This window comes from Alistipes dispar, from assembly GCF_006542685.1.
Classification (GTDB): domain Bacteria; phylum Bacteroidota; class Bacteroidia; order Bacteroidales; family Rikenellaceae; genus Alistipes; species Alistipes dispar.
Genome location: NZ_AP019736.1, coordinates 1079174 through 1101563 on the forward strand (window position 1 = coordinate 1079174; position 22390 = coordinate 1101563).

The following is a 22390-nucleotide window of genomic DNA, read 5'->3' on the forward strand; positions in this document are numbered from 1 at the left end:
AAGAAATAAAATGGCAATCAAGAATTTCATCGAAGAACTCGAATGGCGCGGCATGATCCACACGATCATGCCCGGCGCGAAGGAACAACTCGAAAAGGAGATGACGACGGCCTACCTGGGCATCGACCCCACGGCCGACTCGCTGCATATCGGCCACCTGGTAGGCGTGATGATTCTCAAGCATTTCCAGATGTGCGGCCACCGTCCGCTGGCCCTCGTGGGCGGCGCGACGGGCATGATCGGCGACCCCTCGGGCAAGTCGCAGGAGCGCAACCTGCTCGACGAGCGGACCCTCCGGCACAACCAGGAGGCGATCAAGCGGCAACTGGCCAAACTGCTCGACTTCGACTCCGACGCCCCGAACGCCGCGCGCATGGTGAACAACTACGACTGGATGAAGGACTTCACGTTCCTCGATTTCATCCGCGACATCGGCAAGTGCATCACCGTCAATTACATGATGGCCAAGGATTCGGTCAAGAAGCGCTTCAACGGCGAAGGCGACGGCATGTCGTTCACCGAATTCACCTACCAGCTCGTGCAGGGCTACGACTTCCTGCACCTCTACCAGACGATGGGCTGCAAGATCCAGCTCGGCGGCGCCGACCAGTGGGGCAACATCACCACCGGCACGGAGCTGATCCGCCGCAAGCTGGGCTCCGAAGCCGAAGCCTTCGCCATCACCTGCCCGCTCATCACCAAGGCCGACGGCACGAAGTTCGGCAAGACCGAGAGCGGCAACGTCTGGCTCGACCCGCGCTATACGTCGCCCTACAAGTTCTACCAGTTCTGGCTCAACGTGAGCGACGAGGACGCCAAACGCTACATCAAGATCTTCACGCTGCTCGACCGGGAAACGATCGGCGCGCTCATCGCCGAGCACGACGCCGCCCCGCACCTGCGCGTGTTGCAGAAACGCCTGGCGCAGGAGATCACCACGATGATCCACTCCCGGGAAGAGTACGAGAAGGCCGTCGAGGCCTCGGCCATCCTCTTCGGCGGCACGACCTCCGAGGCGCTGCGCCGGATAGACGAGCAGACGCTGCTGCAGGTCTTCGAGGGCGTGCCGCAGTTCCGCATCGCCCGCGCCGGACTGGGCCTGCCGTTCGTGGAGCTGGCGGCCGAAAAGACGCAGGTGTTCCCCTCGAAGGGCGAGTGCCGCAAGCTGGTGCAGGGCGGCGGCGTGTCCCTCAACAAGGAGAAGGTGACCGATCCGATGCGCGAGGTGACCGACGCGGACCTCATCGCCGGCAAATACCTCCTCGTGCAGCGCGGCAAGAAGAACTACTACCTCGTAATCGCCGAATAGGCCATGGAGTACCGCATCGCACTCGACCGCATGGAGTTCCGGGCGCTGCACGGCTGCTACGAACTGGAACGGAAGGTGGGCAACCGCTTCACGGTCGATTTGGAACTTACGGCCCTGCTGGGCGAAGCGGCCGCGGAGGACAACGTGGAGAAGACGGTCAATTACCTCACCGTCTATCAGATCGTCCGGGAACGGATGGGACAGACGCAGCGGACCATCGAACGCGTGGCCCTGAACATCATCGAGGCGCTGTACGCCGCCTTTCCGCAACTGCGGCACGTGAAATGCACCGTCTCGAAGCTGGCGCCGCCGCTGGGCGGAAAACTCGACCGCGTGAGCGTCACGCTGGAGAGGTAACGGATACGACCGGCGGGCAGGCTGCGGCCTGCCCGCCGGTTTCACACTCAAAGCAACGGACATGAAACACCATTCGCACGCCCGGGTCACGCTGGGCGGAAAACTGAGCGCCGTACTGGTCGCCGCCGGAAGTTCGGTGGGGCTGGGCAACATCTGGCGGTTTCCCTATGTGGCCGGCGACAACGGCGGAGGGGCCTTTCTGGCGATCTACATCCTCTGCGTCCTGCTGCTGGGACTGCCGCTCATGCTGGCCGAATTCACCGTGGGACGCGCCTCGCACCGCAACGCCGTGGGGGCCTTCCGGGCACTCGATTCCCGCTGGAGCTTCCTGGGATACAACGGCGTGCTGGCGGCGTTCCTGATCCTCGGCTTTTACCTCGTGGTCTCGGGCTGGACGGCCGGCTACATGGTCCGCTCCCTCACGGGCGAACTCGCACGCCTCTTCTCCGCCGCGGAGTACGAAGCGCTGTTCGCGGAGTTCATCCGCGACCCGTGGCGGCCGCTCGTTTACACCGGACTGATCGCGCTGGCCACCCACTCCGTGATCGCGCTGGGCGTCCGGAAGGGCATCGAACGCTCGGCCAAGGTGCTCATGCCGCTGCTGTTCGTCGTTCTCATCGCCCTCTCCGTCCACTCGCTGCTGCTGCCGGGCGGCGGCGAAGGGCTGCGTTTCTTCTTCCGGCCCGACTTCTCGCAGGTCACCCCCTCGACCGTGCTCGTGGCCCTGGGACAGGCCTTCTTCTCGCTCTCGATCAGCATCGGCACGATGGTCACCTACGCCTCCTACTTCAAACCCGACACCGACCTGCGCCACACGGCGCTGAATGTCACGATCCTCGACACGCTGGTCGCCGTGCTGGCCGGCGTGGTGGTCTTCCCGGCGGTCTTCAGCGTCGGAATCGCCCCCTCGTCGGGACCTTCGCTGGTCTTCATCACCCTGCCGGGCATCTTCAACGGTATGCCGCTGAGCATGGTCTGGTCGTCGGTGTTCTTCCTGCTGCTCATCGTGGCGGCCCTCACCTCGACCATCTCGCTGCACGAGGTCGTCACGGCCTACCTGCACGAAGAGTGGCACCTGAGCCGCCGCGCGGCGGCGTGGACCACCACCCTTTCGACCGGGGCGTTAGGAGCCGTGGCTTCGCTCTCGATGGGGGTGCTGGGCGGCTGGACGATCTGCGGTCTGAATATCTTCGACTCGCTCGACTACCTCACGGCCAACATCATGCTCCCCGTGGGCGGACTGCTCACCTGCCTGTTCGTGGGCTGGCGGCTCGACCGGCAGGTGCTCCGCGCGCAGCTCACCAACGACGGAACCCTGCCCTTCCGCATCTACCGGCTCTTTCTGGTGTTGCTGCGCTACTTCTGCCCGGTGATCCTGCTGCTCGTCTTCCTCGACAACCTGGGTGTCTTCTAAAGCGGGGAACAGTCCCCGCGGCAGACGCGGCGGGGACACAGAACACTCCCGGAAAGGCACAAAAAAAGGTACGGCCCCGAAAAGCCGTACCTTTTTCTTCTCCTCCCGCAACGTCAGTTGATGTTCCGCCGGTCGGGTTCGTGGTCGGGCGAAGCCGCCTCCATGTCGATCTGCAACTTGACCATGTTGATGGCCGTCGCCGCCGCCTCGTCGCCCTTGTTGCCGTGGCGGCCGCCGCAGCGGTCCAGCGCCTGCTGCATATCATTCACGGTCAGCACGCCGAACGCGATCGGCATGTTCCACTGGATCTGCAGTTGTGTGATGCCCTGCGTCACGCCCTGACAGATGAAGTCGAAGTGCCGCGTATCGCCCTGAATGACGCATCCGAGCGCGATCACGGCGTCCACGTCGGTATATTCCGCGAAGAACTGCGCACCGAGCGACAGCTCGAACGTACCGGGGACATACTTGATCTGAATGTTCATGTCGGGGCATCCGGCGGCGCGCAGCGTGCGCACGGCACCTTCCAGCAACGCCTCCGTCACCTCCCGGTTCCACTCGGCCACGACGATTCCGAACCGCATGTCCGCAGCCGACGGCAGCGGCGAATCGAATTTGGAAAGGTTATGGTTTCTGGTCGCCATCTCGCCGCACTCCTTATTTAGCGCTTCCGAGCAGCTTCTCGGCCTCGCGGGCCTCCATCGAAGCGGGATACGTGTCGAGAATCTGCTGGTAGAATCCGGCAGCGGCCGCAGCGTCGCCCTGGGCCTGCGCCGCCAGTCCGGCCTTACGCAGGTACATCGGGGCGGTCAGGTTGTTGTCGGCGGCCTTCACGGCCTTGCGGTAGAAATCCACGGCCTTGGCGTAGTCCTGCCGCTCGACGGCCACATCGCCCTGCAACCCGTAGTTCTGGGCATTGACGAGTGCGCCGGGCAGTCCCTTGACAGGCGAATACTTCGCCAGACAGGCGGCGGCATTCTCCAGATCGCCCGTACGCAGGTAGCAGATGCCGGCGTAGTGCCTGGCCAGATTGCCCGAGGGAGTCGAACCGTACTGCTCGATCACGTCGAGGAACCCGGCGCCGTTGGCATCGCCCTGCAACGCCAGCTCGAAGTCGGGATTCTCCGCCTCGAAACGCGACTGCGCCTCGGCGATCATCTCCGCGGCCTTCTCGGCGCGCGGCGCCACGATCAGCGCCCGGTAGCCGTAAACCAACGCGGCGAGAACCAGCAGCCCCAGAAAAACGTAGGTGAGCTTGCGCCCGTTCTTTTCGAAAAAGAGTTCCGTTCTGTTCATTGCCTCGCCGAGGCTTTCCGGCTCGGCGACGTTCTGCTTCGTCATAGATCCAAACGTATTTTTTAGTTTATAATTTGCACGGTAGGCAGCAAAGATACAAAACTATTCACAATGTGCAATGTCGTGTCCGGATTTTTTGTACTTTTGTTCCATGTATCTGAAGAAAATCGCACTGCTGAATTTCAAAAACATCGAACAGGAGGAGCTGACGTTTTGCCCCGGCATCAACTGTCTGGTGGGCGACAACGGCGCGGGCAAAACCAACATCGTGGATGCGGTCCACTACCTCTCCATGTGCAAGTCGTCGCTTCAGATGACCGACGGGCAGAGCATCCGCCACGGGGCGGATTTCTTCCTCGTCGAAGGGCAGTACGCGACCGACGGCGGCAAGAGCGAGAACGTCGTCTGCTCCTTCTCGCGCAAGGGCGGCAAGGTGCTCAAACGCAACGGCAAGGAGTACGACCGGCTTTCGGACCACGTGGGACTGATCCCCGCCGTGATCGTGTCGCCGGCCGACGGGGCCCTGATCTCCGACGCGGCCGACGAGCGGCGCCGCTACCTCAACGCCTTCATCTCGCAGCTCGACCGGGCCTACCTCAGCTCGGTCATGCGCTACAACGCCGTCCTGGCCGAACGGAACCGGCTGCTGAAGATGCAGCCCGACGAGGTGATGCTGCAAATCTACGACCGCCAGCTCGTCGAACACGGCGAGGCGATCCACGCCCGGCGGCGCGAGGCGGCGGAACTGTTGCAGCCCGTCGTCGAAGCCTATTACCGCACGCTCTCGGGCGACCGCGAGCAGGTCGGGCTGCACTACCGCTCGGAGCTGAACGAGCGGCCGTTCGGCGAGATCCTGCTCGCCGCGCGGCAGAAGGACCTGGCCAACGAGTTCACCACCGCGGGCATTCACCGCGACGACCTGGTGCTCCGCATCGGCGGCTACCCCCTGCGCAAATACGGCTCGCAGGGACAGCAGAAATCCTTCCTGATCGCCCTCAAGCTGGCGCAGTACGCCATCGTGGCCCGCAGCAAGGGCGAACGGCCGCTGCTGCTGCTCGACGATCTGTTCGACAAACTCGACGCCGGCCGCGTCGAACAGCTCATCCGGCTGGTTTCGGACGAGACGTTCGGGCAGATCCTCATCACGGACTGCAACCCCACCCGTCTGAGAACGATACTCGACAAGGCCGGCGGGGAGTATCTGCTCTACACCGTCGAAAACGGAAAGGCCCGGCGATGAGACGCACGAAAACAATGCTGATGGGCGACCTGCTGGAGGAGTTCTTCAAACGCCCCTACGTCGCCGCCAAGGTCGCCGAAGGAAAGCTGCCCGACACGTGGCGCGAAATCGTCGGCGACCGTGCCGCGGACGCCACCACCGAGTTGCGGCTCGAACGGCATATTCTCCACGTGCGCATCCAATCGAGCGTGCTGCGCTCCGAACTCTTCTACCAGCGCGACCTGCTCTGCGAGGAGATCAACCGCCGCTCGGGCCTCAGGCTGGTCCATGCGGTCATCATCCGGTGACACGCCGTCCGCACACGAAAAGAGCCGGGAGCGTTCCGAAACGCTCCCGGCTCTTCGTCGGAGTCCGCACGGATCACTTGATGATCGCGGCGCGGTTGGCCTTCTGGACGTTGAAGATGTCCTTCTCGTCGCCCAGGCCCTTGTAGGTCAGTTGCTCGGGACGCACGCCCTGTTTCACGAGGTAGTCGTAAACCCGCTTGGCGCGGTTTTCGGCGACGCGCCTGTTCCCGGCCTTCGAACCCGTCTGCTGGTCGGCATGGCCCTGAATGGTATAGACGCGGTCCCGCGGGCCGGCCTTGATCTGCTCGGCGATCAGGTCGAGACGGGTCTTCTCCTGCGGCGTCAGCGTGGACATGCTGTAATTGTAGAGGATGATCGAGTTGGAGACGATGGCGGCCTCCTCGCGCACCTCGGCACGCTGTGCGGCGGCAGCCTTCGCGGCAGCGTCCGCAGCGGCGGCCCTGGCGGCCTTCGCCTCGGCGCGGGCAGTCTGCAACTGGTTCTCCAGCATGTCGTTGTCGGCTTCGACGGCTGCCACGGCTGCGGCACTCGCAGCCACCATCTCCTGAAACGCCTCGATGTCCTCGGCGGTATAACCCGGCAGCCCGCGAACCCAGCCGCGGTTGTTGAAGCGGTACGAGAATCCGGCCGTGGCGCTGAACCCGAAGAGGTAGCTGCCGTCCATCGGCGACGGCGAGAGGGTCGATTTGGCCAGCATGCCCTTCAGCTCGATATTGAAGTCGAACGACGGGGAGAGGCGGAACTTGTTCAACAGACCGTAGGTGAATCCGAAGTTCTGGCGCGAACCCGTGCCGTTGTCCTTCTGGCTCTTGTCCGTGAAGTTCGAGGCCACGTAACCGAAGCCCACGAACGGCACGCCGTACCAGGCGCGGTCGTCACGATAGCCGCCGAACCAGTTGGAGGCGTTCAGCATGAAGTCGATATGCGCGAACATATAGGGCCAGGTCTTCTTGGCGTCGAGCGCATCGTAGTTGTTGAACCAGCCGCCCTGCAACTGCGCGCGGACACCGGCCACGGGATGCACCCATTTCAACAGCGAGAAGTTGCCCTCGAATCCGATGCGGTCGCCGAACTTGCCGTGGTTCGTGCCGTTCGAAAGGGCCGTGCCGGCTCCGGCTCCGACCGAGATTTCCCAGTTGTCCCAGAATCCGTTGGAAACGAAGCCGGACCAGCTCGGCCTCTTCGGGGTTTCTTGCGCCCAGGCGGCGGATACGAGCGCCAGGAGCAGGATCGTAGAATAGATTTTTTTCATAATCGGTTTATAATAAAATACGTTATCCTGCTCTCTGCAAATTCCGTTCTCATTTGCCCGAAAACGCGCAAAGCGGCGAATCGCCGTCAAAAAAGGCCCGAAACGAACATTTCGGGCCTTTTTACGAAAACATCGCTGCGCGCGGGGATCATCCGCACTTGGAATAGCCGCACGACATGCACGTAAGGCAGCCGTTCTGGTAGGCCATGTTCTCCTGGCCGCAGCTCGGACACTTGCCCTTGGCCTGCGTGCCATCGACGATATACTGTTTCAGCGCCCGGCAGACACCCGTCTTCCACGTGTTGATCGACTCGCTGTCCAGATGCAGCGACTCGATGAGCGACACGGTCTTCTCGATCGGCATTCCGTAGCGCAGCACGCCCGAGATGAGCTTCGCGTAGTTCCAGAACTCCTCGTTGAACAGGCGCGAGATGCCGCCGATGGTGTTCGTATAGCCGTAGCGGTCCGTGTACTGGAAATCGTAGCGCTTCGTGCCGTCCTCCTCGCGGACCTTGATGATGAATCCCTTGGTGATCTTGCGCGGAATATACATGGCGTCCTCCTCGATCTTGCCGGTGAAGACCTCGTAAGGCCGTCCCTCCTGCAGGCCGACGAAGGCGATCCAGTCCTCCGAACCGTTCTTGAAACGCACGATGTCGGCGGGAATCGACTTCGGACGCTTCGGAACCTGTCCGGGATGCTCCTCGCACTTCCTCTTTTTGGAGCTCTTCTCCAGCAGCACGCCGTCGCGGCAGCCGTCGCGATAGACCGTGACGCCCTTGCAGCCGCACTCCCACGCCGTACGATAGACGTCGGCCACGAGCGCCTCCGAGACGTTGTTCGGCAGGTTCACCGTCACCGAAATCGAATGATCGACCCACTTCTGGATCGCCCCCTGCATCTTGACCTTGGCTACCCAGTCGATGTCGTTGGCCGTGGCCTTGTAGTAGGGCGACGCCTTGACCCATCCGTCCAGCTCGGCGTCGGAGATCGTCGCCAGCTTCGACGTGTCGTAGCCGTTCGCCTCCAGCCATTTGACGAAATTGTGGTGGTAAACGTTGTACTCCTGGAACTTCTCGCCCGTTTCGTCCTCGAAGTCCACATGCGTGTCGTGGTCCGAGGGGTTGATCTTGCGGCGGCGCTTATAGACCGTGCGGAAGACCGGCTCGATGCCCGACGTGGTCTGCGACATGAGCGACGTCGTACCCGTCGGAGCGATCGTCAGCATGGCGATATTGCGGCGTCCCACCCGGCACATCTCCTCGTAGAGCGCCGGATCGGCCTCGCGGATGCGGGCGATCATCGGATTCGCGGCCTCCTTCGCCGCGTCGTAGATCGGGAACGCCCCGCGTTCGGCGGCCATCTTCACCGAGGCCCGGTAAGCCTCCACGGCCAGCGTCTTCTGCACCTCGACGGCGAAGTCGATCGCCTCCTGCGTACCGTAACGCAGCCCCAGCGCGGCGAGCATGTCGCCTTCGGCCGTGATGCCGAGCCCCGTGCGGCGGCCCTTCTGCGCCATCGTGCGGATCTTCTTCCACAGCTCCAGCTCCACGCTGCGCACGTCCTCGTCCTCGGGATCGGCGGCGATCTTGCCGATGATCTGCTCGACCTTCTCCAGCTCCAGGTCGATAATGTCGTCCATCATGTGCATCGCCTTACCCACGTGGTCGCGGAACAGGTCGAAGTCGAACTTCGCATCGGCCCGGAAGGGGTTGTTCACGTAGCTGAACAGATTGAGCGCCAGCAGGCGGCACGAATCGTAGGGACAGAGCGGAATCTCGCCGCAGGGGTTGGTCGAAACCGTGCGGAAGCCCTCGTCGGCATAGCAGTCGGGCACGCTCTCGCGCAGGATCGTGTCCCAGAACAGCACGCCCGGCTCGGCCGACTTCCAGGCGTTGTGGATGATCTTCTCCCAGAGTTTCTTCGCGTCGATGTCCTGCGCGTATTTCGGATGGTCCGCGCCGATCGGGAACTGCTGGTGGTATTTCTTGCCGGACAGCGCCGCACGCATGAATTCGTCGTCGATCTTGATCGAGACGTTGGCGCCCGTCACCTTGCCCGTGTCCACCTTGGCGTCGATGAACCGCTCGGCGTCGGGGTGCTTGATCGAGAGCGAGAGCATCAGCGCGCCGCGGCGGCCGTCCTGCGCCACCTCGCGCGTCGAGTTCGAATACCGCTCCATGAAGGGCACGATGCCGGTCGAGGTGAGCGCCGAGTTGAGCACCGGACTGCCCGTGGGACGGATGTGCGAGAGGTCGTGTCCCACGCCGCCGCGCCGTTTCATCAACTGCACCTGCTCCTCGTCCATGCGGAAAATGCCGCCGTACGAGTCTGCCGGATGCTTGTGGCCGATGACGAAGCAGTTCGAGAGCGAGGCCACCTGGAAATTGTTGCCGATGCCCGTCATCGGGCCGCCCTGCGGAATGACGTAGCGGAAATGGTCGAGCAGGGCGAACGCCTCCTCCTTCGACATCGGGGAGGGATACTTGCGCTCGATACGCTCGATCTCGGCGGCGATGCGCTCGTGCATCTCCCGGGGCGACTTCTCGTAGATATTGCCGAAAGAGTCCTTCAGGGCGTACTTGCTGACCCACACCGTAGCGGCCAGTTCGTCCCCGTCGAAATACCTCTTCGATTCGGCGACCGCATCGTTGTACTCGACCTTGCTCGGTGCCTTTTCCTGGGTGTTTTTTGACATATCCTATCTATTTTTCAGATTTTTACGTATTCGGACAGACCGAAGCCCGTTCTACAAAATTGGTGCTTTTCCTCCGGAAAAACCAATTCCGCGAACCAAACTTATCCACAAATTATCTACAACAGCGCCGAAAGGCGCGTCCCGCAGCATCGGAACGCGCCCCGGGTCCCGTCCGTGCGCGTCACTTCACCGCGACGGCGTCGATTTCGACCAGCGCCCCCATCGGCAGCGCAGCCACCTCGTAGCACATGCGGGCCGGCATGTCGGCGGTGAAGAACTCCGCATAGACGGCGTTCATGGCCGCGAAATCGCCGATCGACTGCAACAGCACGGTGGTTTTCGCCACATCGCCGTAACCGTATCCCGCCTCGCGGAGGATATGCCCCAGATTCACCAGCGACTGACGCGTCTGGGCCTCGATGCCCTCGGCCATCCGACCCGTCGAGGCGTCGATGGGCAACTGCCCCGAAACATACAGCGTTCCGCCGGCCTCCACGGCCTGCGAATAAGGTCCCACGGCCTTCGGAGCCCCGGGCGATGCGATGATCTTTTTCATAATCTCTGTTTTTCGGACATTCGGTACTTTTGCCATACATGCGCACTCCGGTCCTTCCTCCTCCGCCCCGCGGCGCCGGACGCCGCCGAAACGGCTGAACGTGAAGCGTTCCGTCCCGGAAGCGGCGAAAGTCCGCCCCGGAGCGCGATACAAAGATACGATTTATTCGTATATTTGCGAAACGACAAAAACGGAAAACCGATGAGAATGATCCCGAAGATCGCGGCCGTCGCGGCCGCAGCGATACTCGCCGCATCCTGCTGCCCCTGCCGGTCCTACCAGAAAAAGACCCGCCGGCCCCTCGTGGGAACCGAGTGGCAGCTCGTCCATCTCGGCGGACGGAGCGTACAGCCACAGGCGGACCGGTTCCACATCACCTTCCAGAGCGAAGAGGGCCGCATAACGGGCGTCGGAGCCTGCAACCGGGTGTTCGGCCCCTTCGAAGAGGGCGAGAAGCGCGCCCTCCGGATCGGCCCGCTGGCCTCCACGATGATGGCCTGCCCGGACATGAAGACCGAACGCGAATTCACCGAAGCGCTCGAAGCCACGACCCACTACGACATGGACGGTCCGATGCTCCTGCTGCTCTCGAACGGCGAACTGCGGGCCGTGTTCCAGGCCAAACCGGAGACGGAACGATAGCCCGCCGTCCGAACTCCGGCCGGGGATCCGACGCAAGACGGTCCGGAGTTCCCGAAAAGAATCACCCCTGCCGCAAACTCCGTTGCAGCAGGGGTGAAATCGTTCCGGACCGCTGTCCGGAGGCTACTTCAGGTTCGGATTGAGCCCGCCCCACTCCGAAACGGGCGGGATAATGCCCATCGAGATCACCTCGTCGCGCAGCTTGCAGAGGTGCTCGTAGCTCTCCCGGAGCGTCTTGTGCTCCTCGGGGGTTCCCTGCACGTCCTTGCAGGTCACGCCGTCCTTCGTGATCTCGGTCTCCATCGCCATCAGGATATGGTCGAACTCGCCGTTATGCACATACACGCCGGCGGGGTACTCGAACGGCTTGCCGCCCATGGCCGCAGCGATCATGCAGATCGACACGTAAGCCGGGCTCTGGAACGACGAACGGCCGCGCAGGTCGATGATGTGCTTGCCGCCCTGGATGACCCGCTGTTGCAGCGCATGCCAGTCCTCGACGGGCATCTTCGTACCGATCAGTTCCGAGAGGGGCTTGCCGTCCACGAGCGTCGTCGAAGCGAAGACGGCCATCTGCTCCCCGTGGCCGCCGTAGGTGCGGCAGTTCTTCACCTCGTCGGGCGAAATTCCGAAATATCTGGCCAGCTCCGAACGCAGACGCGTGGAGTCGAGGGCCGCGAGGGTCGAGACCTGCGAGGGTTTCAGCCCCGAATAGATCAGCGTCACCAGCCCCGTGATGTCGGCCGGGTTGAAGATCACCACCACGTGCTTCACGTCGGGACAATAGGTCCGGAGGTTCTTGCCGAACTCCGCGGCGATCTCGGTGTTGCCTTTGAGCAGGTCCTCGCGCGTCATGCCGGCCTTGCGGGCGGCGCCGCCCGACGATACGACGTACGAAGCGCCCCTCAGCGCCTCCCCGACGTCGGTGGTCCACGTGATGTTCACCCCTTCGAAACCGCAGTGGTACAACTCTTCGGCCACGCCTTCGAGCGCCGGACCGAACGGGTCGTAAAGGCAGATGTTGGGCGTCAGGCGCATCATCAGCGCCGTCTGGGCCATGTTCGAGCCGATCATGCCGGCCGCACCCACAATGGTAAGCTTTTCAGTTGTTACGAAATTCATGACTTTATCGTTTAAAAGGTCTTGTTCATTCTATCTCCCGCCGGTTCAGCAGCGCGTGGGTGATCGTCAGCTCATCGACGTACTCCAGCTCGTCGCCGAATCCGATCCCCCGGGCGATGGAGGTGATTTTCAATCCGGGGAACTGCCTGAGGCGGTTCATCAGGTAGAACAGCGTCGTTTCGCCCTCGACCGAGGTCGAAATGGCGATGATGACCTCCCGGACGCCGCCCCGCGCGATGCGCTCGCACAGCAGGTCGATCTTCAGGTCCGAGGGCGAAATGCCCTGCATGGGCGAAATGACGCCACCCAGCACATGATACAGCCCCCTGTACTGGTGCGTGTTCTCGATCGAAAGCACGTCGGCCACCTGCTCCACGACGCAGATCGTCGAGTGGTCCCGCTCCCGGTCGGCGCAGATCGGGCATACCTCCTCGTCGGAGAGGTTGTTGCACTGCGAGCAATACCGGACCTCGTTGCGGAACCGGTCGATGCTGCGCGTCATGTCGGCCACCGACTCCCGCTCCATGCGCAGGATGTGGATGGCCAGCCGGAGCGCCGTGCGGCGTCCCACGCCCGGAAGTTTCGACAACTCCCCGACAACGTCCTGCAAAAGCCTCGACATCAGATCCTCTCGATCGTCCTACACTCCAGCCACCCCTTCTTGCCGTCGGCGATGGTGATTTCGCACCACCCCTCGAGCCGGTCGGAAATCTTCACGAGCGTCCCTTCGTGCAGCACGAAGAGGTCCGTCGCCGACTTGTCGGGCGAACTCTTCACGGCCGTCGAGGCGGCCATCACCACGGCCTGCGAGTCGTCGAGCATCTCGCGGCGTTCGCCCGCGGCGAACCACGTCGTCAGGACGAACAGCGCCGCAGCGACCGCCGTGCCGTAGAACCCCGCCTTGCGCAGCGACAGGCGCGGCGCGAGCAGGTAGAGGAGAAACAGCCCCAGCGCGAAGGCCAGCGCGGCGAGCGACAGCACGCTCCAGGCCGTGCAGCTCATCGTGCGGCGCACGGCGCGCGCCCACTCCGTGAGGAAAAACGCGGGAATCTCCTCGATGCGGTCCTTCGTCCGGGCCTCGGCCACCGAGAGGTTGTAACGGATGTCGTCGCTGCCGGGAGCCAGCCGCAGGGCGCGGTGGTAAAAGAGAATCGCACGACCGGTCTGGCCCTCTTTGAAGCAGGCGTTGGCCAGGTTGTAGTAGAGTTTCGCCGACCCCATCCCGCCGGCGAGGATCCGCTCGTACATCTCCAGCGCGGCGTGGTAATCGCCGTTGATATAGGCCGTATTGGCCCGGTCCCAGAGCGACCCGGCGGAGGATTCGGCCCCGGAGTCGTCCGCCCGTTCCCCGGCGGCCGTCGCCGCATCGCCGGACGCCGCGACGGAATCCGTCCGCGGCTCCCCGGCCGGTGCGGCCCCCTCCTGCGCGGACAGGGCCGAGAGGCCGAACAGCAGGACAAGAGTGATTATCAATCGCTTCATGACACTATCGTTTTATGACCGCCTCGATGCGGGAGATCAGGTCCACGCCCTCCGAATAGACGTCGCTCATCTGCGCCGACGCCGCGGGCGAATACTGCGCCTCGTCGCACTGCGTGATGATGGCCGTGAAGCGCTGCGACTCCTCGGCCGACACGCCCCGCTTGTGCAGCTCCTCGCGGACGTTCTCCTTCGTGAGGTTGGCCACCGGAATGTTGAACTTGTCGCTCATGTAGCCCCACAACGCGCGGAGCATCTCCTCGTAGAAGGCGTGGCGGTTCTGTTCCTCCATGTAGCGACGAGCGGCGCGGAAACGCTGCACGGCGACCTTGTTGGCCCGCTTGCCGCGGACCAACGCGGCGTTCTGCGACTCGCGGATCTGCCGGCGCAGCGCGACGTAGATCGCGGCGAACAGCGCCAGCACGGCGCACAGCACGCCCCAGTAGGCCGCCCCGAAGAGGAACGGAGCGCCCGTCGCACGCAACTGCGGAGCCCCCAGCTTGATGAAGCGGATGTCCTGCCCGAGCATCTTCACCTCCTCCTTCGACATGCCGCGGCCCTGCATCACCACCGCGTCGCCTCCGCCTCCGCGGACGTCGGGCGTGACCTCGAGCGTCATGGGCTTCGACTGCAAGGTGACGTACTGTCTGCGTTCGAGGTCGAAATAGGTGAACTCGATCGGATCGACCTCATAGGTTCCCTCGGCGCGAGCGATGAAGGGGTACTCGAACTGCCGGTATCCCGAGATGCCCGAGGCCGAGGTGTTGATCGACTCGGTCGTCTTGACGTTGTACTGTTCGAACGACGCGGGCAGCGCCAGTTTGGGCGCCTGCACGAAGGTCAGGTTACCCGTACCGGAAATCTTCACCGTGCACGTCGCGCCCGAGTTGGCCGCGAAGCGGTCCGACGGCAGGTCGGTATCCATGCGGAACGACCCGACGGCTCCGCTGAAGCTCGAGGGCGCACCCTCGGGCAGCGGCCGGACCTCGATCGCCGCCCGCTGGCTCTTCACCTTGCGCGGAACGTTGAAAACCTCGTGACCGCCTCCGAAGAAGGGGTCCACGTGGCGGCTCTGCACCATCACCTGCGCCACGACGGTCATCTCCACCGGGTCGATCGAGAGCGTGCCCACCTGCTGCGGATAGAGCAGGTAGTCGAACAGCACCCGCGTCTCGTACACCTTGCCGTTGTAGCTCTCCCGGCCGATGCGGGCCGATCCCGGGGCCGAAAGGTCCTGCGACCAGAAGCCGTTGAACGAGGGGGCCGATTCGGGGACGATGTTCACATAGGGAACGCGCGTGTAGAGCTTGAAGGCCACGTGCAGCGGCTCGTTCTTATAGACCGACGACTTCGACACGACGGCCCGCAGCAGGATGTCGTCCTTGCCGATCTGCTGCTGCACGTCGCGCTGTCCGCCGCCGTCGGGTCCGCCGGGTCCGCCCCTCTGCGGACGCTGCTGCGCCCGCGAGGCGTCGCCCTCGTTCACGATCTCGATCGGCAGCGGCTCGGTGCGGTAGGTCTTGCCCTCCACGTCGATCCGTGCCGGGCCGATCGTGACGTTGCCCGCGCTCTGCGGCAGCAGGACATAGGTGATCGTGTAGTTGATGCTCTTGGTCATCGAGTTGCCCACGATCTGCACCGAATGCCCGCGCGACTCCGCCGGACCGGCGATCACGTCGAACCCCTCGAACGACGGAGCCTGGAAACTCCCTTCGTCGGGATCGGCGTTGAGCGCGAACTCCACGCGGAACGCCTCGCCGACGGCCACCGTCAGCGGCGAACTGGCCTCGAAGGTGACCTCCCCGGCGGCGAACGCCCGGAAAGCCGACAGCAGGAGAAGCGCCGTTCCCGTTATTCTCGCAATAAAACCTTTCATCAGTTCTACAACGTGCCATCCCGCCCGGTTAGTATCCGGACGGGATGGAAATTAATGTTTGAAATCGGCGAAAAAGTCGTTCCCCTTGTCATCGACGATGATGAAGGCGGGGAAGTTCTCGACGTAGATCTTGCGCACGGCCTCCATGCCCAGCTCGGGGAAGTCCACGACCTCGACCGACTTGATGGAGTTCTTGGCCAGAATGGCCGCCGGGCCGCCGATCGAACCGAGGTAGAAACCGCCGTTGGCCTTGCAGGCGTCCGTCACGGCCTGCGAGCGGTTGCCCTTGGCCACCATCACCATCGAACCGCCGTGCTTCTGGAACAGGTCCACGTAGGGGTCCATACGTCCGGCCGTCGTCGGGCCGAACGAACCCGAAGCCATGCCCTGCGGCGTCTTGGCCGGACCGGCGTAATACACCGGGTGCTTTCTGAAGTATTCGGGCATGGGCTTGCCCTCGTCGAGCATCTGCTTGATGCGGGCATGGGCGATGTCGCGGGCCACGATGAGCGTGCCGCGGAGGTTCAGGCGCGTCTTGATCGGGTATTTCGTCAGGATGGCGCGCACCTTGTCCATGCCCTCGTCAAGGTCGATGTCCACGGCGGGCGACATGGCCGGCGCCTCCGCAGGCAGGAACCGCGCGGGGTTCTTCTCCAGCTTCTCGAGGAAGATGCCCTCGGGGGTGATCTTCGCCCTGATGTTGCGGTCCGCCGAGCAGCTTACGCCGATGGCCACGGGGCACGAGGCCGCATGGCGCGGAGCGCGGATCACGCGCACGTCGTGCACGAGATACTTGCCGCCGAACTGGGCGCCGACGCCGCTCTCGCGGCAGATTTTCAGCACCTTCTCCTCCCATTCCAGATCGCGGAAGCAGCGGCCGCCCTCGTTGCCCGAAGTGGGAAGCTCGTCGAGGTAGCCGGCCGAAGCCTTCTTCACCGTCGAGAGGCACATCTCGGCCGACGTGCCGCCGATGCAGAGGGCCAGGTGGTACGGCGGGCAGGCCGACGTGCCGAGGTCGAAGATATGCTGTCGGATGAAATTCGTGAGCGACTCCTCGTTCAGCAGCGCCTTGGTCTGCTGGTAGAGGAAGGTCTTGTTGGCCGAGCCGCCGCCCTTGGTGATGAAGAGGAACTCGTACTCCATGCCGGGCTTGCCGCCGTAGATGTCGATCTGCGCCGGAAGGTTCGTGCCCGAGTTCTTCTCGTCGGTCATCGTGAAGGGCACGACCTGCGAATAGCGGAGGTTGCGCTCCTTGTAGGTCTCGTAAACTCCCCTGGCGATGCACTCGGCGTCGTCGGCTCCCGTCCAGACGTCCTCGCCCTTGTGCCCGATGCAGATGGCCGTGCCGGTGTCCTGGCAGGTCGGCAGCTCGCCCTCGGCGGCCACGCACTGGTTGAGCAACATCGTGTAGGCCACGAACTTGTCGTTGTCGGTGGCCTCCGCATCGTTGAGGATGTCGCGCAGCTTTTGCAGATGCGCCGCACGCAGATAGAACGACACGTCCGAATAGGCCGCCTTCGACAGCAGCTCGAGGCCCGCGGGGTCCACTTTCAAGATTTTACGCCCGTCGCACTCGACGACCTTCACGTAATCCTTCGTCAAAAGACGGTACTCGGTTTTGTCCTCCCCGACGGGGAACGGCTCCTGGTAGATGAACTCAGCCATAATCTATCGTTGTTGTTTGTGTGTTTTCCTTGCCGGCGGATCCGAAGGCCGCGCACGCTTTCCCGGAGGCGGAACAGCCTTTAGACCCGCACAAAAATAGTAAAAAAATAATGATTGCGCAGCATACCCGTCCAAATATTGAGCGCTCCGCACATTCCGGCAGCTCGCCTCAGTCCGAGGCGTTCTTATCGCCCGACGAACCGAATTTTCCTTATTTTTCTTGCAATATGCAATATTGTTTATTATTTTTGGATACCAACTAAAACTTTAACCTAAAATTCATTATTATGAAACGAACCATTTTCACTATTGCGTGTAGTTTATGCGCTTTGGCAATCTATTTCTACTCCTTGAGTGCAAAAACAACAACGGACACATTTTCTTCCGCATTAAGAGCTTCCGACATCGAAGCTCTAACTCAAGATGAAGGTGGAATATCGATCGTTTGCAGATGTGCTGGTTTTTTAGGGAACAGCCAGTGCAAAGCAAGCAATAGAAAAGCCATTTGTGCATCTGGATACAATATTCAATGCCAAGAATGGAATGGAAATTGTTAGCAATTAAAATCCACACAATCCTAATGCCCCATTAAGAGATGTATTCATCGCCTTAATGGGGCACAAAACATTCGAATATGAAGTACCTCTTCTTAACAATTCCCATACTACTTTTGACGGCATGCCGATCCGACCGATCGGCCTATCCGATCGAGGGCGACAGAGACATCCTGTTTACCGAAATCGTCCTGGACACGATTCCCGTCCGGCTCGAAAACACCTCGTACAGCGGTCATTCGGGCGTCGATGACGGACGCATCTACTTTCTGGATCAATTTTTCAGCTATCTGTATCTGATCGCCCCGGACGGAACCCCGATCAGCCGGAGCATGGGAATGGGACGGGGGCCCAACGAAATTCCGCTGAAACAAACTTCAGCAGCCACCGTCAGAGACCGGGAACTGCTGATTCTGGGAAGCTCCTACGATTACTACATCAGCGAAGATTTCGGTACCCCGCAGCGAAAGGAGATACGAGTTTCTCCCGAAGACTCCTCTCTGGAAGATGCCCGCGCCTACACTTCCTTCTCCGAGATTCTGCGATCGGGCAACGGCAAATTCTATTACAACATCTACTCCGAATCGCCCTATGCGAACCCCGTCGAACACAGCGCCGACTACTTCCGCAACGCCCATATTCTGATGGAAATCGACTCAGAAACGGGCACAGCCCGCCCGATCGGCAGATTTTCGGACTACTATACGGAGAACCATTCGCGTCTGAAGCACCTGTTCGGAACCGTATACGACCTGACCGAGAACGGCGACTTCGTCGTATCCCACCAAGCCGATTCGATGATCTACGTATCGGACCGGGATTTCAGACCGGTCCGGGCATTCGGATTCCAGGGAACGGGGATGAATACGGATTACGCGCAAGCGGCTCCCGGCTGGGACGGCTTCAACGACGCCTACCTCGAAGATACCACCCATAAGGGCTACTATTACTGGCTGGAATACGTAGACGAGACCGATACGACATTCCGCAGCTACCAGAAGGGGAGCCATACGGACAGGGACGGGTTGCAGATCTACCGAGGCAGTACGCTCATCGCGGATGTAGAGGTCCCCAAAGGATTTTGCGTCGCCGGATACATCGCGCCCTACTATTTTTCCCGCATGAATTGCGATATAGATAACAAAACGATACATTTTTATCGCTTCAAATTAACACAACCATAGTTTATGCAAAAACGTACATTAAATGTATTGAGTACTATCATTATAATTATATCGGCAATAGTTATCATCAAATCCATTGTCTCGATTTATAAAAATAAAACGAGTCCATCCCTTTTCATCCAAACAGAAAAGCCCAACAACGACCCATTAACAGAAATAGCTTTCAATGAAGAATTAAGGGACGCGGGAGATCTATCCCGAGATACTATTATATATCAAAACTATACTATCCGAAATATTGGAAATAACCCGTTAATAGTTTATAATGTCAGTCCAGACTGCAACTGTACTGACTACGATCTTTCTCAAAGAATCGCACTTCCTGGAGATAGTACGATAGTTCGTTTGACTATAAGCACTAAAGGGAAACAGGTAGGAATGTTCATGTTGAATACCGTTATTAAAGTAAACACAAATAAACAATTCTATCGGCTCCGATTAATAGGCAATGTTACTTCTGGCAAATAATGACATACGATATCATTCTATCACTCTTTCTAAAACAATCCGGATTGCGCAACTATTTTCCGCGCTCTGTTATTTTTCTCACAAAATGAAATCTTTATTTAGTTTTTTTAGTAAATTTGCAAGGTCAAAAACAGCCAGTAATTTCACTTAAACTCTAATAGTATGGTATCGTACAAAGATCTGGGCCTCGTGAACACCCGCGAAATGTTCGCCAAGGCCATCAAGGGCGGTTACGCCGTACCGGCATTCAACTTCAACAACATGGAGCAGCTCCAGGCCATCATCCAGGCTGCCGCCGAGACCAAGTCGCCCGTCATCCTGCAGGTGTCGAAGGGCGCGCGCAACTACGCCAACCAGACCCTGCTGCGCTACATGGCCGAAGGTGCCGTGGAGTACGCCAAGGAGCTGGGCTGGGCAAAGCCCCAGATCGTGCTGCACCTCGACCACGGCGACTCGTTCGAGCTCTGCAAGAGCTGCGTGGACATGGGCTTCTCGTCGGTGATGATCGACGGCTCGGCGCTTCCCTACGATGAGAACGTCGCCCTGACGAAGAAGGTCGTAGAGTACGCCCACCAGTTCGACGTGACGGTAGAGGGCGAGCTGGGCGTGCTGGCCGGCGTCGAGGACGAGGTCGTAGCCGAGGAGAGCCACTACACCAAGCCCGAGGAGGTCGTGGACTTCGTGACCAAGACGGGCGTGGATTCGCTGGCCATCTCGATCGGCACGTCGCACGGCGCCTACAAGTTCACCCCCGAGCAGTGCACCGTGGATCCCAAGACGGGCCGTCTGGTTCCGCCCCCCCTGGCATTCGACGTGCTGGCAGCTATCGAGAAGGAGCTTCCGGGCTTCCCCATCGTGCTCCACGGATCGTCGTCGGTTCCCCAGGAGGAGGTCGATACGATCAACAAGTACGGCGGTGCGCTGAAGGCTGCCGTGGGCATTCCCGAGGAGGAGCTCCGCAAGGCCGCCAAGAGCGCAGTCTGCAAGATCAACATCGACTCCGACTCGCGTCTGGCCATGACGGCCGCCATCCGCGAGGTCTTCGCCACGAAGCCCGCGGAGTTCGACCCCCGCAAGTACCTGGGTCCGGCCCGCGACAACATGAAGAAGCTCTACATCCACAAGATCAAGGAGGTTCTCGGCTCGGACGGCAAGGCCGAGTAAGACATCCGCATCCGGGGAGCGATCCCCGGACACCGAAAGAAAAACGGAGGCTCACGCCTCCGTTTTTTTCATCTCCTCCGCTCCGGACGCCGACCCGAACGGCCTCCGGCCGGGATGCCGCATACCGAGACACAACCGGCCGGAATGCCGTTGTCCGCCGGGCCCCTGCCTCCCGGGAGCTCTCACCCGGAATGTCGCAACCCGGAACCCAGCCTCCCGGGAGCTCTCGCCCGGAACGTCGCAACCCGGTACTCAGCCTCCCGAGAACTCTCATCCGGAACGTCGCAGCCCTTCGCTGGCGCAGCCGTCCCGGCGAAGGATTCCTCCGGAATCATCCGACAGTCACCCGGAAACGGCACTCACCGCCGCCCGAAAGCACGGTCCGCAGCGTCTCCACCCGGATCCGCCTCCCGGGCAACAACTCCCGCAGGACGTACAGAATGCTCTGGCGGGAGCATTCGCAATGCGCCGGCGTCTCCACGAATCCCGCCGCGACCTGCGGACACAGGCAGCGCGGGTAGCCCATTTCGTAAACCCGGCCCGGCTCCACGACGTCCGCGAAGAAATACGCCGAACGACCGTACCGGGCGTACTGCCGGTCGAGGTCGCCGCCGCACTCCAGGAACTGCCGTCGCTGCTCCTCCAGCACGGATCCTTTCACGCACGCCTCGGCACACGGCCGGTAGAGGGCCGCACGCACGTCGTCCGGAAGGTTCGCCGCGGCCCCCTCCAGCGTCCGGCAGAACTCCCGCACCCGCAGCAGTTCGGCCGCATCCGGCCCGTTTTTCTTTTCCGATTCCATGACGGGTACGGTCAATCCGTTCGCACGGCCCGTGCGGGACCGTCCCCGACATACCGTCCGACGAACTCCGCGACACGCCGCGTATATTCCGCGCGGTTGTCCCGGTAGGACATGGCGTGCGCCGCACCGGGAACCACCCACAGCTCCTTCTCGCCCGGCTTGGCCTCGTAGAGCGGATAGACCATCCGCGTCGGCACGAAGTCGTCCGCATCGCCGTGGATGAAGAGCATCGGCAGCTCGCATTTGGCCACCTGCCGGAGCGCCGAAGCCTCGCGGAACGACCAGCCGTACTTCAGGTCGCACAACCAACTGGCCGTGTAGAGCAGCGGGAAGGCGGGCAGCGAGAACTGCTCCCGGAGCTCCTTGCGGAACTCGTCCCAGACGCTCGTATAACCGCAGTCCTCCACGAAACACTTCACATAGGGCCGCTGCGGCTCGCCCGAGACCATCATCGTCGTCGCGGCCCCCATCGAGATGCCGTGCACGACCATCCGTGTACGGCCTCCGAAAAGCCCGTTGGCGATATCCATCCACCGCAGCACATCGAGACGGTCCTTCCACCCCATGCGGATGGCCCGCCCCTCGCTCTCGCCGTGGTAATGGAGATCGGGCAGCAGGATATTGCAGCCCAGGTCGTGATTGTAAAGGTAGCCGATCATCAGCATCCGCACGGCGTTGTCCGTGTAGCCGTGGACGATGACCGCCGTCCGGTCGGTCGGTTCGGGCGCCGCGGCGTAAACGGCATGGAGCCGCTCGCCCCCGTCGCCGACGATCACCGTGTCGCGCAGCGCCCCCGAACTGCGGAGGCTGTCGGCCCATTCCGCCAGAAACGGATATTCGGCATACATATATTCATAGGAGGAGGCATTCTTCTCGGCCATCACCGCGTCGGGACGCAGGGCGTAGGAGAGCATGTAGAAACTGCCACCCGCAAGGAGGCCGCCGACCGCGACCAGCGCGGCGAGCACGATCCCGATACTCTTTTTCAGACTCTTTTTCATACG

General features: G+C 61.6%; 22 protein-coding genes. 10 read left to right on the forward strand and 12 right to left on the reverse strand.

The genetic code is table 11. From position 1 onward, the window contains the following. Window positions 1-10 precede the first annotated feature (10 nt). From tyrS to FME97_RS04825, 3 genes are all read left to right on the forward strand, one after another. A complete protein-coding gene (gene tyrS, locus FME97_RS04815) occupies window positions 11-1309 on the forward strand; it encodes a tyrosine--tRNA ligase (RefSeq protein ID WP_141428130.1) in 1299 nt (432 codons plus the stop codon). Between the two features lie 3 nt (window positions 1310-1312). Continuing rightward, window positions 1313-1666 carry a dihydroneopterin aldolase gene (gene folB / locus FME97_RS04820; protein WP_141428131.1) on the forward strand — a complete coding sequence of 118 codons (354 nt, stop codon included), beginning with the start codon at window positions 1313-1315 and terminating at the stop codon, window positions 1664-1666. A 61-nt stretch (window positions 1667-1727) separates the two neighbouring features. Further along, window positions 1728-3080, forward strand: coding sequence for a sodium-dependent transporter (locus FME97_RS04825; protein ID WP_141428132.1), 1353 nt, complete (start codon window positions 1728-1730; stop codon window positions 3078-3080). Window positions 3081-3193: 113 nt separating this feature from the next. On the opposite strand, the gene ribH is transcribed toward FME97_RS04825, so the two are convergent. Beyond that, window positions 3194-3724: a 6,7-dimethyl-8-ribityllumazine synthase gene (gene ribH, locus FME97_RS04830; protein ID WP_141428133.1), complete on the reverse strand. Its 531-nt coding sequence runs from the start codon at window positions 3722-3724 to the stop codon at window positions 3194-3196. Window positions 3725-3737: 13 nt separating this feature from the next. Next, window positions 3738-4421 (reverse strand): tetratricopeptide repeat protein, encoded by a 684-nt coding sequence (locus tag FME97_RS04835; protein WP_141428134.1) that lies wholly within the window; start codon window positions 4419-4421, stop codon window positions 3738-3740. A 106-nt stretch (window positions 4422-4527) separates the two neighbouring features. Between FME97_RS04835 and recF the strand changes: the two genes are divergently transcribed. Both recF and FME97_RS04845 read left to right on the forward strand, forming a co-directional pair. After that, window positions 4528-5616, forward strand: coding sequence for a DNA replication/repair protein RecF (recF, locus tag FME97_RS04840; protein ID WP_141428135.1), 1089 nt, complete (start codon window positions 4528-4530; stop codon window positions 5614-5616). A 14-nt stretch (window positions 5617-5630) separates the two neighbouring features. Then, window positions 5631-5903 (forward strand): DciA family protein, encoded by a 273-nt coding sequence (locus FME97_RS04845; protein WP_141429947.1) that lies wholly within the window; start codon window positions 5631-5633, stop codon window positions 5901-5903. A gap of 73 nt (window positions 5904-5976) precedes the next feature. Here the strand turns inward: FME97_RS04845 and FME97_RS04850 are convergent, their stop codons facing one another. From FME97_RS04850 to FME97_RS04860, 3 genes are all read right to left on the reverse strand, one after another. Next, the gene (locus FME97_RS04850) at window positions 5977-7176 is read right to left on the reverse strand and encodes an OmpA family protein (protein WP_141428136.1); all 1200 of its coding nucleotides are present in this window, start codon (window positions 7174-7176) and stop codon (window positions 5977-5979) included. 148 nt (window positions 7177-7324) lie between these two features. After that, complete coding sequence (locus FME97_RS04855; protein ID WP_141428137.1) at window positions 7325-9874, reverse strand: adenosylcobalamin-dependent ribonucleoside-diphosphate reductase; 2550 nt, start codon at window positions 9872-9874, stop codon at window positions 7325-7327. Window positions 9875-10055: 181 nt separating this feature from the next. After that, window positions 10056-10430, reverse strand: coding sequence for a RidA family protein (locus FME97_RS04860; protein ID WP_141428138.1), 375 nt, complete (start codon window positions 10428-10430; stop codon window positions 10056-10058). Window positions 10431-10631: 201 nt separating this feature from the next. Here FME97_RS04860 and FME97_RS04865 point away from each other — a divergent pair, with 201 nt between their 5' ends. Next, window positions 10632-11072, forward strand: a complete 441-nt coding sequence (locus tag FME97_RS04865) for an META domain-containing protein (RefSeq protein WP_141428139.1) — start codon at window positions 10632-10634, stop codon at window positions 11070-11072. 123 nt (window positions 11073-11195) lie between these two features. On the opposite strand, the gene FME97_RS04870 is transcribed toward FME97_RS04865, so the two are convergent. The 5 genes from FME97_RS04870 to FME97_RS04890 are packed head-to-tail and all read right to left on the reverse strand — an operon-like array spanning window position 11196 to window position 17214. After that, window positions 11196-12194 (reverse strand): malate dehydrogenase, encoded by a 999-nt coding sequence (locus FME97_RS04870; RefSeq protein ID WP_141428140.1) that lies wholly within the window; start codon window positions 12192-12194, stop codon window positions 11196-11198. A 25-nt stretch (window positions 12195-12219) separates the two neighbouring features. Next, window positions 12220-12816: a recombination mediator RecR gene (recR, locus tag FME97_RS04875; RefSeq protein ID WP_141428141.1), complete on the reverse strand. Its 597-nt coding sequence runs from the start codon at window positions 12814-12816 to the stop codon at window positions 12220-12222. Continuing rightward, entirely contained in the window at window positions 12816-13676 is an 861-nt protein-coding gene (locus FME97_RS04880; protein ID WP_141428142.1) for a tetratricopeptide repeat protein, read from the reverse strand. The genes recR and FME97_RS04880 overlap by 1 nt, the downstream gene beginning before the upstream one ends. A gap of 4 nt (window positions 13677-13680) precedes the next feature. Next, window positions 13681-15549, reverse strand: a complete 1869-nt coding sequence (locus tag FME97_RS04885) for a BatD family protein (RefSeq protein ID WP_141428143.1) — start codon at window positions 15547-15549, stop codon at window positions 13681-13683. A gap of 51 nt (window positions 15550-15600) precedes the next feature. Further along, window positions 15601-17214 (reverse strand): fumarate hydratase, encoded by a 1614-nt coding sequence (locus FME97_RS04890; protein WP_141428144.1) that lies wholly within the window; start codon window positions 17212-17214, stop codon window positions 15601-15603. 287 nt (window positions 17215-17501) lie between these two features. On the opposite strand from FME97_RS04890, the gene FME97_RS04895 reads away from it, so the two are divergent. The 4 genes from FME97_RS04895 (at window position 17502) to FME97_RS04910 (ending at window position 20584) form a co-directional block, all read left to right on the forward strand. After that, window positions 17502-17771 (forward strand): hypothetical protein, encoded by a 270-nt coding sequence (locus tag FME97_RS04895; RefSeq protein WP_141428145.1) that lies wholly within the window; start codon window positions 17502-17504, stop codon window positions 17769-17771. Between the two features lie 77 nt (window positions 17772-17848). Then, window positions 17849-18952, forward strand: a complete 1104-nt coding sequence (locus tag FME97_RS04900) for a DUF4221 family protein (RefSeq protein ID WP_141428146.1) — start codon at window positions 17849-17851, stop codon at window positions 18950-18952. A 3-nt stretch (window positions 18953-18955) separates the two neighbouring features. Further along, complete coding sequence (locus tag FME97_RS12705; protein ID WP_141428147.1) at window positions 18956-19420, forward strand: DUF1573 domain-containing protein; 465 nt, start codon at window positions 18956-18958, stop codon at window positions 19418-19420. A gap of 162 nt (window positions 19421-19582) precedes the next feature. Then, window positions 19583-20584 (forward strand): class II fructose-bisphosphate aldolase, encoded by a 1002-nt coding sequence (locus FME97_RS04910; protein WP_141428148.1) that lies wholly within the window; start codon window positions 19583-19585, stop codon window positions 20582-20584. Window positions 20585-20915: 331 nt separating this feature from the next. Here FME97_RS04910 and FME97_RS04915 read toward each other — a convergent pair whose 3' ends face one another. Both FME97_RS04915 and FME97_RS04920 read right to left on the reverse strand, forming a co-directional pair. Next, window positions 20916-21386 (reverse strand): hypothetical protein, encoded by a 471-nt coding sequence (locus tag FME97_RS04915; RefSeq protein WP_198418194.1) that lies wholly within the window; start codon window positions 21384-21386, stop codon window positions 20916-20918. Window positions 21387-21397: 11 nt separating this feature from the next. Further along, a complete protein-coding gene (locus FME97_RS04920; RefSeq protein WP_141428149.1) occupies window positions 21398-22387 on the reverse strand; it encodes an alpha/beta hydrolase in 990 nt (329 codons plus the stop codon). Between the last annotated feature and the right edge of the window lie 3 nt (window positions 22388-22390).

Coding starts and splice junctions, on each gene's coding strand:
- tyrS (WP_141428130.1), top strand. CDS start 11: ATGGCAATCAAGAATTTCATCGAAGAACTCGAATGGCGCGGCATGATC.
- folB (WP_141428131.1), top strand. CDS start 1,313: ATGGAGTACCGCATCGCACTCGACCGCATGGAGTTCCGGGCGCTGCAC.
- FME97_RS04825 (WP_141428132.1), top strand. CDS start 1,728: ATGAAACACCATTCGCACGCCCGGGTCACGCTGGGCGGAAAACTGAGC.
- ribH (WP_141428133.1), bottom strand. CDS start 3,724: ATGGCGACCAGAAACCATAACCTTTCCAAATTCGATTCGCCGCTGCCG.
- FME97_RS04835 (WP_141428134.1), bottom strand. CDS start 4,421: ATGACGAAGCAGAACGTCGCCGAGCCGGAAAGCCTCGGCGAGGCAATG.
- recF (WP_141428135.1), top strand. CDS start 4,528: ATGTATCTGAAGAAAATCGCACTGCTGAATTTCAAAAACATCGAACAG.
- FME97_RS04845 (WP_141429947.1), top strand. CDS start 5,631: ATGCTGATGGGCGACCTGCTGGAGGAGTTCTTCAAACGCCCCTACGTC.
- FME97_RS04850 (WP_141428136.1), bottom strand. CDS start 7,176: ATGAAAAAAATCTATTCTACGATCCTGCTCCTGGCGCTCGTATCCGCC.
- FME97_RS04855 (WP_141428137.1), bottom strand. CDS start 9,874: ATGTCAAAAAACACCCAGGAAAAGGCACCGAGCAAGGTCGAGTACAAC.
- FME97_RS04860 (WP_141428138.1), bottom strand. CDS start 10,430: ATGAAAAAGATCATCGCATCGCCCGGGGCTCCGAAGGCCGTGGGACCT.
- FME97_RS04865 (WP_141428139.1), top strand. CDS start 10,632: ATGAGAATGATCCCGAAGATCGCGGCCGTCGCGGCCGCAGCGATACTC.
- FME97_RS04870 (WP_141428140.1), bottom strand. CDS start 12,194: ATGAATTTCGTAACAACTGAAAAGCTTACCATTGTGGGTGCGGCCGGC.
- recR (WP_141428141.1), bottom strand. CDS start 12,816: ATGTCGAGGCTTTTGCAGGACGTTGTCGGGGAGTTGTCGAAACTTCCG.
- FME97_RS04880 (WP_141428142.1), bottom strand. CDS start 13,676: ATGAAGCGATTGATAATCACTCTTGTCCTGCTGTTCGGCCTCTCGGCC.
- FME97_RS04885 (WP_141428143.1), bottom strand. CDS start 15,549: ATGAAAGGTTTTATTGCGAGAATAACGGGAACGGCGCTTCTCCTGCTG.
- FME97_RS04890 (WP_141428144.1), bottom strand. CDS start 17,214: ATGGCTGAGTTCATCTACCAGGAGCCGTTCCCCGTCGGGGAGGACAAA.
- FME97_RS04895 (WP_141428145.1), top strand. CDS start 17,502: ATGAAACGAACCATTTTCACTATTGCGTGTAGTTTATGCGCTTTGGCA.
- FME97_RS04900 (WP_141428146.1), top strand. CDS start 17,849: ATGAAGTACCTCTTCTTAACAATTCCCATACTACTTTTGACGGCATGC.
- FME97_RS12705 (WP_141428147.1), top strand. CDS start 18,956: ATGCAAAAACGTACATTAAATGTATTGAGTACTATCATTATAATTATA.
- FME97_RS04910 (WP_141428148.1), top strand. CDS start 19,583: ATGGTATCGTACAAAGATCTGGGCCTCGTGAACACCCGCGAAATGTTC.
- FME97_RS04915 (WP_198418194.1), bottom strand. CDS start 21,386: ATGGAATCGGAAAAGAAAAACGGGCCGGATGCGGCCGAACTGCTGCGG.
- FME97_RS04920 (WP_141428149.1), bottom strand. CDS start 22,387: ATGAAAAAGAGTCTGAAAAAGAGTATCGGGATCGTGCTCGCCGCGCTG.